Annotated in this window: 8 protein-coding genes and 1 pseudogene; 8 read left to right on the top strand and 1 reads right to left on the bottom strand. The window is 56.3% G+C overall.

What is annotated here, in order from left to right; all coding sequences use genetic code 11:
* Positions 1-81 precede the first annotated feature (81 nt).
* Positions 82-828 (bottom strand): NRDE family protein, encoded by a 747-nt coding sequence (locus HF257_RS32705; protein ID WP_185709745.1) that lies wholly within the window; start codon positions 826-828, stop codon positions 82-84.
* Positions 829-948: 120 nt separating this feature from the next.
* Here HF257_RS32705 and HF257_RS32700 point away from each other — a divergent pair, with 120 nt between their 5' ends.
* The 8 genes and pseudogenes from HF257_RS32700 to HF257_RS32665 all read left to right on the top strand — a co-directional run bounded on the left by HF257_RS32700 (position 949) and on the right by HF257_RS32665 (position 10,354).
* A complete protein-coding gene (locus HF257_RS32700) occupies positions 949-1,731 on the top strand; it encodes a sulfite exporter TauE/SafE family protein (RefSeq protein ID WP_185709744.1) in 783 nt (260 codons plus the stop codon).
* A gap of 65 nt (positions 1,732-1,796) precedes the next feature.
* A complete protein-coding gene (gene lgt / locus HF257_RS32695; RefSeq protein WP_185709743.1) occupies positions 1,797-2,609 on the top strand; it encodes a prolipoprotein diacylglyceryl transferase in 813 nt (270 codons plus the stop codon).
* Between the two features lie 51 nt (positions 2,610-2,660).
* Positions 2,661-3,239, top strand: a pseudogene (gene thyA, locus HF257_RS32690) (thymidylate synthase); the annotation flags it as partial.
* A 207-nt stretch (positions 3,240-3,446) separates the two neighbouring features.
* Entirely contained in the window at positions 3,447-4,598 is a 1,152-nt protein-coding gene (locus tag HF257_RS32685) for a tyrosine-type recombinase/integrase (protein WP_236183057.1), read from the top strand.
* Positions 4,595-6,943 (top strand): site-specific integrase, encoded by a 2,349-nt coding sequence (locus HF257_RS32680; protein WP_020190339.1) that lies wholly within the window; start codon positions 4,595-4,597, stop codon positions 6,941-6,943. The genes HF257_RS32685 and HF257_RS32680 overlap by 4 nt, the downstream gene beginning before the upstream one ends.
* The gene (locus HF257_RS32675) at positions 6,940-9,021 is read left to right on the top strand and encodes a tyrosine-type recombinase/integrase (protein WP_020190340.1); all 2,082 of its coding nucleotides are present in this window, start codon (positions 6,940-6,942) and stop codon (positions 9,019-9,021) included. Before HF257_RS32680 ends, HF257_RS32675 begins: the two co-directional genes overlap by 4 nt.
* Positions 9,018-9,524 (top strand): hypothetical protein, encoded by a 507-nt coding sequence (locus tag HF257_RS32670; protein ID WP_020190341.1) that lies wholly within the window; start codon positions 9,018-9,020, stop codon positions 9,522-9,524. Before HF257_RS32675 ends, HF257_RS32670 begins: the two co-directional genes overlap by 4 nt.
* A complete protein-coding gene (locus HF257_RS32665) occupies positions 9,521-10,354 on the top strand; it encodes a thymidylate synthase (RefSeq protein WP_020190342.1) in 834 nt (277 codons plus the stop codon). The genes HF257_RS32670 and HF257_RS32665 overlap by 4 nt, the downstream gene beginning before the upstream one ends.
* Positions 10,355-10,384: the final 30 nt, after the last annotated feature.

Raw genomic sequence — 10,384 nt, 5'->3', positions numbered from 1 at the left:
GCGGTGGATCAGCCAATACATATGCAAGCTGACCCACCGCATTCGCGAGCAAGCCCGCTCCCACATTGGTTTGCGGTGATGCTAGAGGTTGAGTTCGACTTCGCCCAGCCGCCCACCATGCGGCCCAAAACTGCGCTCCACCATCCGCCGCGTTCCATCCGCATTCACAATCAACGCCGTACTCGCCCGCGTCCCATAGCTGGGGCTGGCTATAAACACGCTGGATAGCAGGCTCTCGGTCGCCAACCCAACCCCGGTATCCGGCAATTCTGCAAACGGCGCCGTCTGCGGGTCACTCAAAATCCCCAGTAATGCCTCCGGCTGCGGATCATCCAGCACCGCGCTCAACGCCGCCTTGGCCTTGAGCAGCTTGGGCCAGGGCGTATCCAGTCCCGCGTTCGACAACCCATACACCCCAGCCTTCAACTGAGTCGGCTCGGTCTGGTTGGCGTTGTAATGCCACAGCTCATCACGCGTGCCCACCAGCAGGTTAAACCCGGCATATTCAATGGAACGACCGTTAACGTCGGCTAAGTAGTCGTCAATCGGCAGGGTTCCATTGAGAAAGCGCGCCACCAACTCCCCACGCGACTTACGGGCCGGTGGCTGGTGCGGGTCGCGGATGTTGGTGAGGGCAGCAAAGCGCCCATCGGCATTGACCCCCAGCCACGTACCACCCGCTTCCTGATCGCGGCCAGCATAGACATCGGGGGCATCTTGCCACTGGGCCAGCGGCAGGCTGGGGCGGGCATAGAACTCATCACGGTTGGCCGCGACGATCAGCGGTTGGGCATGGCCCGGCCGCCAGGCGAAAACAATCAGGCACATCAGGCGATCCCTTTTGTGTTTTTTGCCACTCTACGCACTCGGGCACGGGCGTTCCATCGTATCCAGTTGGGTCGCATGCCTTCCATCCGTTAACATGCCGGACTTGTCTGGGGGGCTCCCATGGAATTTCTGCTGTATTTAGCACTGGGCGCCTGTGCGGGCGTGCTCGCTGGGCTGTTCGGCGTGGGCGGCGGGATCATCATCGTGCCGGTGCTGGTGTTCAGCTTTACCTTGCAGGGTTTCGACCCGCAGGTGCTGACCCACTTGGCCGTGGGCACCTCGCTTGCGACCATCATCTTTACCTCGGTCAATGCCGTGCGCGAGCACCATCGGCGGGGCGCGGTGCGTTGGCCGATCTTTGTGTGGATGACCGTGGGTATCCTGGTCGGCGCTGGGTTTGGGGCGTTGACCGCCGAGGCGATTTCCGGCCCGAACCTGCAAAAAATCATCGGTGTGTTTGCCCTGCTGGTGGCCGTGCAACTGGCCCTGGAGGTCAAGCCCAAGGCGAGTCGAACGGTGCCGGGCAAGGTGGGTCTGACCCTAGCCGGTACGGTGATTGGTTGGGCTTCGGCGATCTTCGGCATCGGCGGCGGCTCGCTGACCGTGCCGTTCTTGACCTGGCGCAGCGTGCCGATGCAACAGGCGGTGGCCACGTCTTCAGCCTGCGGCCTGCCCATCGCGGTGGCCAGTGCATTAAGTTTCATGATTCTGGGCTGGCATGACCCGCTGTTGCCCGCTCATAGTCTAGGGTTCGTGTATTTGCCGGCGCTGCTGGGCATTGCCCTGACCAGTATGGTGTTTGCCCGCTTCGGTGCACGCCTGGCGCACAAGCTGTCGCCGCGGTTGCTCAAGCGGCTGTTCGCCGGGCTGCTGTTCTGTGTCGGCTTAAACTTTTTGTTGTAATGCAGGCTTAATCGCGGCCCGGCATGGTCCGGTCGCTATAACGAATGATTTAACGAGGAGTCGCAATGCTGCCTTACCCGCAGATCGACCCGGTGGCCCTGGCCATCGGTCCGCTGAAAATCCACTGGTACGGGTTGATGTACCTGATCGGCATCGGCGGTGCCTGGTTCCTGGCCTCCCGACGCCTGAACCGGTTCGACCCGACCTGGACCAAGGAGAAGCTCTCCGACCTGATTTTCTGGTTGTCGATGGGGGTGATCGTCGGCGGGCGCCTCGGGTATGTGCTGTTCTACGATCTTCCCGCCTACATCGCGCAGCCAACGCTGATTTTTGAAGTGTGGAAAGGCGGTATGGCATTCCACGGCGGGTTTATCGGCGTGATGATCGCCGCCTGGTGGTTTGGCCGTCGCAACGGCAAGTCGTTCTTCCAACTGATGGACTTCGTCGCGCCCATGGTGCCGATTGGCTTGGGTGCTGGGCGTATCGGCAACTTTATCAACGCCGAGCTGTGGGGCAAGCCGACCGACTTACCGTGGGCCATGATCTTCCCGCCGTTCAGCGACCCGGCACAATTGCCGCGCCATCCGTCGCAGCTGTATCAATTCGCGTTGGAAGGCGTGGCGCTGTTCCTTATCCTCTACATCTTCTCGCGCAAGCCACGCCCTACCATGGCGGTGTCGGGCATGTTCGCGCTGTTCTACGGGATCTTCCGCTTCATCGTCGAGTTCGTGCGTGTGCCGGATGCACAGCTGGGCTACTTGGCGTTTGGTTGGGTGACCATGGGCCAGATCCTCAGCTTGCCGATGATCCTCGGCGGCCTGGGCTTGTTGTGGTGGGCGTACAACCGTCCGCAGCCTATCAAGAGCGCGACGCTTTAAATTCGAATGCCGGAGCCTACAGGTTCCGGCTTCAACGATACGGGTACCAAAATGAAGCAATATCTCGAACTACTGAACGACGTCGTGACCAATGGATTGACCAAGGGCGATCGCACCGGCACCGGCACCAAGGCCGTGTTTGCCCGTCAGTATCGGCATAACTTGGCCGACGGCTTCCCGCTGCTGACCACCAAGAAGCTTCACTTCAAAAGCATCGCCAACGAATTGATCTGGATGTTGAGCGGCAACACCAACATCAAGTGGCTGAATGAAAACGGCGTGCGCATCTGGGACGAATGGGCCACCGAAGACGGCGACCTCGGCCCGGTGTACGGCGAGCAGTGGACTGCCTGGCCAACCAAGGACGGTGGCAAGATCAACCAGATCGACTACATGGTCGAGACGTTGAAGACCAACCCCAACAGCCGCCGCATCCTGTTCCACGGCTGGAACGTCGAGTACCTGCCCGACGAAACCAAGAGCCCCCAGGAAAACGCACGCAACGGCAAGCAAGCCCTGCCGCCGTGCCACCTGCTGTACCAGGCGTTCGTGCATGACGGTCACCTGTCGATGCAGTTGTACATTCGCAGCTCCGACGTGTTCCTATTATACCCCCTCGACGAAACCGCACATTACGCAATGGCTGCGTAGTAAGGCTTTACCTTCCAAGCTCATTTATTGTGCCCCAATACGAAATGCACATTGTGTATAGTACGGGCCGCTTTGAAGAGAGAGGAAGCCGTGAAGGTCATCGCAGTTAGGGGCGCCCCCCTAGATTTCAGAGAGTCCCCAACCAGGCGGGACGACTCATCCGAAGAATCCCCAATTCAGGAAGCCGTGAACGTCACAGGGACAGCCGTCTTTGATGATGATGAGCGCCTCATGCCTTTGATTTCGGGTTACCTATCCCACGCGCTTCAGAAAGCCTATATATCCCAGCAGACGGCCATCACCTATGGTCGCAACCTTGGGTACACCTGCGAGTACCTGACGAACCGCCGTGAGTTTCGTGATTGCGAGCGTGACTCGGCGTTCTTGGAAATCCGCACCCACGTGATCGAGGAGTACTTCGCTCACCTGCGCGAGGACGAGGAGCTTTCCAAGAAGACGGTGCGCAACCGGGATTCGTCTTTGATGGCGTTTTTCAATGATTCTCTATGCCGGGGAGTGGACGACGCACCCGCGCCTCGTACCGCGCCTAACCCCTACACTGCCGGCTACCTGTCCCCCCGTCCCAACAAGAGCTTGGTAGTGGCTTGTTCCCTGAATGATCTCAGAGAGCTCATCCTGGCTACGCAGAGTGAGCGTGAGCGCTGCTTGCTCCAGTTCATGTACGACGCAGGCGTGCGCCGCTCAGAAGTCCCGCGAGTGACCCTCAAGGCCATTGATGATGCCCTTCGATTCCAGGACACGTTGTTCATCTCGCCTGGTGTTTCAGAACCGGTAAACGCGGACTACTGCCCGCTGCATATTGATGGAAGCAAAGGCCCTGCGGACTCATTTAAGCCCCGCCAGACGTTGGTCAGCCGCGCCACGCTGCTGCGCATCAAGAAGTACCATGCTTCGCCGCTGTACAAAATGACTAAGCGTCAATTCAAGGGGGCTGAGAACACCCCTGCTTTCCTGAATGCGGAAGGGGGTGAGTACACCCCTCGCTCGATCTCCAAGCTCTTGGAGCGCACATCCGAGCGAGCGCTGAACCTGCTGAAAATCGACAGGATGATCTCTCCCCACAAGTTGAGGCACGGGAATGCTTATGCCCTGTTGAGAACGCCAGACATTGGTAGTGATTACCTTGACCGGCTAGTGAGCGTGCAGAAGACGCTTGGTCACTCGCGCCTCAGCACGTCGGAAACCTATACCCAGATCCCCTACGACCTCTACCAGAAGCTCGTACGCCCCGGAACTGAAACCAAGACGAAAGCAGGCGAGATGGCTGAGCTTTCCCAGCAGACGCGCCTGAAAATTGATGCGGGAGATATGAAATGAGTCGGTTGACTAGCGCTCAGGCAGACGCCGTCATTGAGTCATTTGTGGCCCGCGCCACTGATGATCGGGAGTCGTTGCTGAAGGTATGTCTGAGCAGGGGGGACGAGTTGGCGGTGGCTCCTAAATACCTCATCGAACAGACTAATCTGAACCCAGGTACGATCTCAAAGCGCGTCTCAAGCTTTGAGCCGATCTTCGAGGCGATGCGCGCCGAAGGAATTATCGTACCTGGCCATCCGTCTGGCGCCTGCGATTGGCGCCGTAGGCTGCTTGCCTGGTACGAAGGCATGTCTATGGAGGAGAAGCTGGCGATTCCAGTGGCTGCCAATACCATCAGGGATCGTGGCTTCATGAGCGAGATTCCTGAATTGGCTGGCTTCAAATCAGCCAGGGCGAGCTTCGAACTGGTGCGGATCACGTTTGAGGAGATTCTCGATGATCTTCGCAAGCTTGGTGTTCTTGACCCTAACTATCAAACCGTCGAGCAGCGTATCGCCTCGAAGACGGTAGTCGAAAAGACTGAGTCATTGCGAGACGGCTTCAACGCTTTGCGCTCAGTCCGCATCCATCGCCTGTCCGACCTCGTAAGCCCGGAACCGGAGCGCCCCTTCCAGCACCTGCTGCACCTCTTCAGTGCTTCATCAATGAAGAGCAGTAGTGCGTCAGGGCAGTCGAATTTCATTGAGGCTTTCAAAAACTTCCGAGCCTATCTCAAGGATGCCAACTACACAGGCTTGGAGGACATTAGGGAGCTCGTAACCCCGTATTCCCTCCCCAAGTTCAGGGGATATCTCCAGGAAAAGATCTTGGAGCGTTCGCTGTCGACCAGCCACAGCAGTTCGATGATGAGCTCTGCTCGGAAAATGATGGCGCGCGCAGTCCAAATCGAGGGTCTCGGGCTGAGCAGCTACGTCGCAGCTACAGGCTTCGATGCTGAGCGTGAAACTGACCAGTACAAGCCTTATCCCCAGGCTGTCCGAAACCGTATTTCGCAGGTCATTGAGCAAGAAATTGATGAAACCAATCGCTTGGCCCAGGCTTACGTTCCAAGCCAGGTAGGGGAAGATCCGCTGAACGCTGACGGAAGAGTACGCCGAGGCTTTAACACTCTGGATAACGCACGGTGGATTTTTGAGAACAAACTCAACTGCAAGCCCCTAAACTTCGAATCCGTAGATAAAAACGACCTTTATCAACGGGCGTTTATGTCGATTATCTCGGCTTCGCCAATTTCGATCTTCGAGGTTTATAAAAGCTGGGGCGTGCAGTATCAGGTTGATGGTCGAGTCATTGCGCCGTACATCGCTCGGCTTGCCCAAGTTACCGGGATGAATGCTGACTCGCTGCTGGGACTGGAGCTGGATGATTTCATTGAGCGCCATGACTTAACGGATCGGCCTTGCTTGCTGTATTGGAAAGAGCGTTCTGAAGGCGCGAAGATGCTTCATCTAGATATCTTCCATGCGGAGATCTCTTGGCTGACCACCTCTCAAGGCCGTGTGGTCAAGAAAATCTTTGACGATGTGAAGCACCTGACCCGTGAGATTCGCTTGAGTGCGCCTGTCGAAGCCCAGAACAAGCTCTTCATTTACCGCTCAAGCTCTCCCAGGAAATACGGGGTTGTAGATTCCTTTGAGAACTCAGGTGGCAACCAGCTCAATAAGACCCTGGACAAGTTCTCTCAGGATCACGGGCTGCTTGACGAAGATGGTAATCCTCTCAAGCTCTCACCGTCACGTTTCCGACCTAGCTTCGTAAGCGAACTGATCGAGCGCGGCGTCTCTCCACGTGAGATCCAGGTTCTCCTGGGGCATAAGAGCCTAAGCACCACCATGGCCTATCTGGATCAGATGGACTTCAACCCCATGGCGCGCCGAATGCTGAATAAGGTTCTCCATGAAATGCAGCAAGACACGTTAGAGGAGGCTCCGAAGCTGATCCCGACCAAGACTATCGAGCCCACGCCCGAGGCGATGCCACTGCGTTCTGGCCTTGCCACATGCATGAACGTTTTTGACCCACCTGCTTTCATCAAGGCGTTGGCAAGCTATGACCCCAGCAAGCCCTGCACGCTGTTCAACATGTGCCTTTCATGCAGCAACAGCATCATCACGGTATCGCACCTGCCGGAGCTCTTCGCCATGCGGCGTGACTACCAAAGGATGATTGAAGTCAACCGGGTGCTCGATACGCCCTACGGAGCCGTCATCCTGGACAACCTTGATGTGCTAAACAACCTTCTAGATCCTGAGACATCGGACTTTTCCGCAGAAGAGCTGACCAAGGCTGAGCGCCTCTCTGAAAACCTGCAGGTCAGTGTTTTGACCGAGGGAGTAACGCTATGAACCATGCTCTGATCCCTGAACTCGCTGCGTACAAACAGTGGCGTACAACTGCTCACACCCTGCTGCTTGAGTTGCGCAGAAACATCGCCGATCCGACTCCTGTGTCGCTGGAAGCACTCTCTTGGTACCAGGCGCTGATGGCGTTGCCTGTCAGTAAGACATCCGTCTTGGGCGACGCCGTCTGGGACTTCAATGACGATCATCCGAACGCCGCCAGGAATGTCCAAGGAGCCAAGCTACGGCTCAATTTTGACTCGTACCCATTGCTCAACCAGTCGGCGGTCTTGGAGGTCAAGGTGGCCCTGTATTGCTGGCTGAAGATGCCAGCGGCAACGCGCTCGTTTGCCTCGCCAAGGAACATCAAAGCCAACACCGCCATTTCATGCATGAAGGCTGGATTGAGCTTCCTGGATACGATGTCGGGGCAGGCGCGCCAGCTGATGACGGATGAGTTCTTCGAGGTTGGACACCATGGTCTGACGTACTTTGATGCGGGTATGTACCGGGAGGCAGCGCTCATTCATCCCTACGCCTTTGGCCCTGATCTCAAGAAGTTCTTTACCTTGGTCAGGTCGCCATTTTTCGAGGAGCAGATTTTCGAAGAGCCACTGCCTTACGTTCAGCTGGAATCGCTCGCCTGGGCCAAGGTACTCAAGCACGTCCCTGATTCTGAGCGCACATACCGTATTCTGCCGAACGATGTGTTCGAGAAGGCTTCTCGCGAGGCGTCGTTCGCAGTGGTCGACTTCCTAAGCACTCTGGGGGAGCCTGTGGATGACCTGGTTGCCCTTACCCGCCAAAACGCTAGCGGCTACTCGTTAGCCAACGCTCAAGAGCTGTCGCGTTACAATTTCGAGTTGTACGTAGCGCTGAGGCTGCGGAGAAAAGGCTATGACTCCGGTGCGATGGCGAATGCACTGTCCGCAGCTTTTGGCTGCATTCCATCTACGTTCCAATCTGGCTCTGGTCGACATGATTTTAAGGCGACCGAAACGTTACTCAAGCTCTCAGATTCCAAACTGGACGATGATTTCCGTAGGTACATCAATTTCGTCTCGTACAGTGCCTGCTATCTCGTGGCGCAGTACACCGGCATGCGGCCCTCAGAGCTCTCCGAGATCCTAGTCGAGTCGTGCATGGAGCAAGAGAGCGACTACTGGTTGCTGATCAGCAACGTGATCAAGCATCGCCAAGGCTTGGCCAAGCTGTTCGACGACAAGTGGATCGCGATTCCGATTGTGCGTGACGCCATCCGTGCCGCTTGCCTCATCGCTAAGGTAAAGCAGAATCCTTACCTGTTCTCCAATGTGGATACTGTCGCGCAGGACGCCGAACCAAACTCAATGTCCTCGCTTGGAATCACTCACCAGTTCAGAGCTTTCTTCGAGGATATTCTGACGGACGAGGAGTTCGAGTCGCTGGAATTCTCGCCTTACACGTTGCGACACACCCTGGCTTACCAGATGGCCAGGGCTGAGCTTGGGCTCCCATTCATCTCTCACCAGCTAAAGCACTTCGGTGACCTTATCGGTGGTGCTGGCCAGAACAAGGCGTTCAGTGCGGTGACGCTTGGGTACGGAGCGATCGCTGAGATCTTGTCCAAGGGTGGGCGTTCATCTAGCAAGACGCCGACGCAAATGGCAGAGGAGGAGTACATCCAGAGCTACTGCGATCCCGACGGAAACTACGCCGGCCCCAATGCGGAGAGCCACAAGGCGCGGATGAAAAAGGTGTTCAGCGGGTACATGGCGGCTGGCTACACCAAAGAGCAAATCATCGCCCAGATGGCCAAGAAGCGCATGGCGATCATCAACGTGGGACAAGGCTTCTGTTATGGCGGTCAACGTGAGGTATTTGACGAGTCTCTGCCCTGCATCGGATCGCTGCGTTGCAATCCGAATCGGTGCAAAAACGCCGTGGTCACCAAGGCTCACGCTCCTAAATGGCGGGAGATCTATGTGCAGAACAGCTTGGCCTTGAGCTCTCCGAACTCAGCAGGCTCTGAGGAGGAGTTGCGAGCGGCGATGGAGGAAGCCAAGGGTGTGTTGGAGCATCTGGGTGAGGAGGTCGAGGTATGACAGTCCAGGCGTTTGATGCCAAGAATAAGCTCGACTACGACCGGAACACTGAGCTGCTGGCTCAGGGGCTTATGCAGATTGCCTCTGATCCGAAACTGAAGCCGACGATGGCGGAGCTGAGCCGCATCACAGGCATTCATCGCAACACTATCCGACAGCGCGACTTCCCGGCGCAGCGGCTTGAGGCGATCAAGGACAACCGCCGCATTGCAGTGCTCGCTCAGAGGGTCAAGGCTGAGAAGAAGCAGGATCCCAAGACGATTCTGATGCAACGCCTTGAAAAGAGTCGATTGGAAGTGCTTTATTGGTTCAATAGGTATCAGGATTCTGAGAACTCTTGTGCCACGCTCGACAAGAGATTGGACACTGTCCGCGAGTCTAGGGACTACTACCTCCAGCTCGCAGATGAGCTGCGTCAGAAGATCAAAGAGCAAGATACTGAAATTTTGAAATTGCGTGACGCACTGGATTTGGTCAGCGCGAACCTTGAGGAACCGAAATGAAGATGTACCACGATTTGCTGGCCGACGTGCTAGAGAATGGCGTCGAGAAAGGCGATCGCACCGGCACCGGCACGCTGAGTGTCTTCGGTCGCCAGTTCCGCCACAACCTGGAGGATGGCTTCCCGCTCCTCACCACCAAGAAGCTGCATTTCAAGAGCATCATCAACGAGATGATCTGGTTCCTGAATGGTGACACGAATACCAAATGGCTGAAGGAGCATGGTGTCAGCATCTGGGATGAGTGGGCAACTGAAGACGGTGACCTCGGCCCGATCTACGGCAAGCAGTGGACGGCCTGGCCTACCCAGGACGGCAAGGCCATCAATCAAATCGACTACGTCGTTCATACGCTCAAGACTAACCCAAACAGTCGTCGGATTCTCTTCCATGGATGGAACGTCGAGTACCTTCCTGATGAATCGGTGAGTCCACAAGAGAATGCCCGGAATGGGAAGATGGCATTGCCACCATGCCATTTGCTCTATCAGTTCTATGTAGCCAACAATAAGTTGTCGGCGCATCTATACATTCGGTCGTCAGACTTATTGCTCGGAAATCCCTATAACCTAGCAGGGGTTAGTTTTTTAACTCATATGTTGGCGCAGCAGTGCGATTTGGGAGTTGGCGAGGTTGTAGTTACAATGGGTGATGCGCATATTTACTTGAATCATATTGAGCAAGTTAACCTGCAACTGACTCGTGATCCGCGCCCTCTGCCTAAGTTGCAGTTCAAGCGCAAGCCGGACAGCATTTACGATTACAAGTTTGAGGACTTTGAGATTGTGGGCTATGACCCACATCCTCATATTCCTGCTCCTGTATCGATCTAACTGAGTCGATGCCTGGCTAGCCAAATTTTG

The sequence above is a fragment of the Pseudomonas cremoris genome (genome assembly GCF_014230465.1).
The sequence above is the reverse complement of the archived record's forward strand: the minus strand, read 5'-3'. Positions and strand labels throughout refer to the sequence as shown.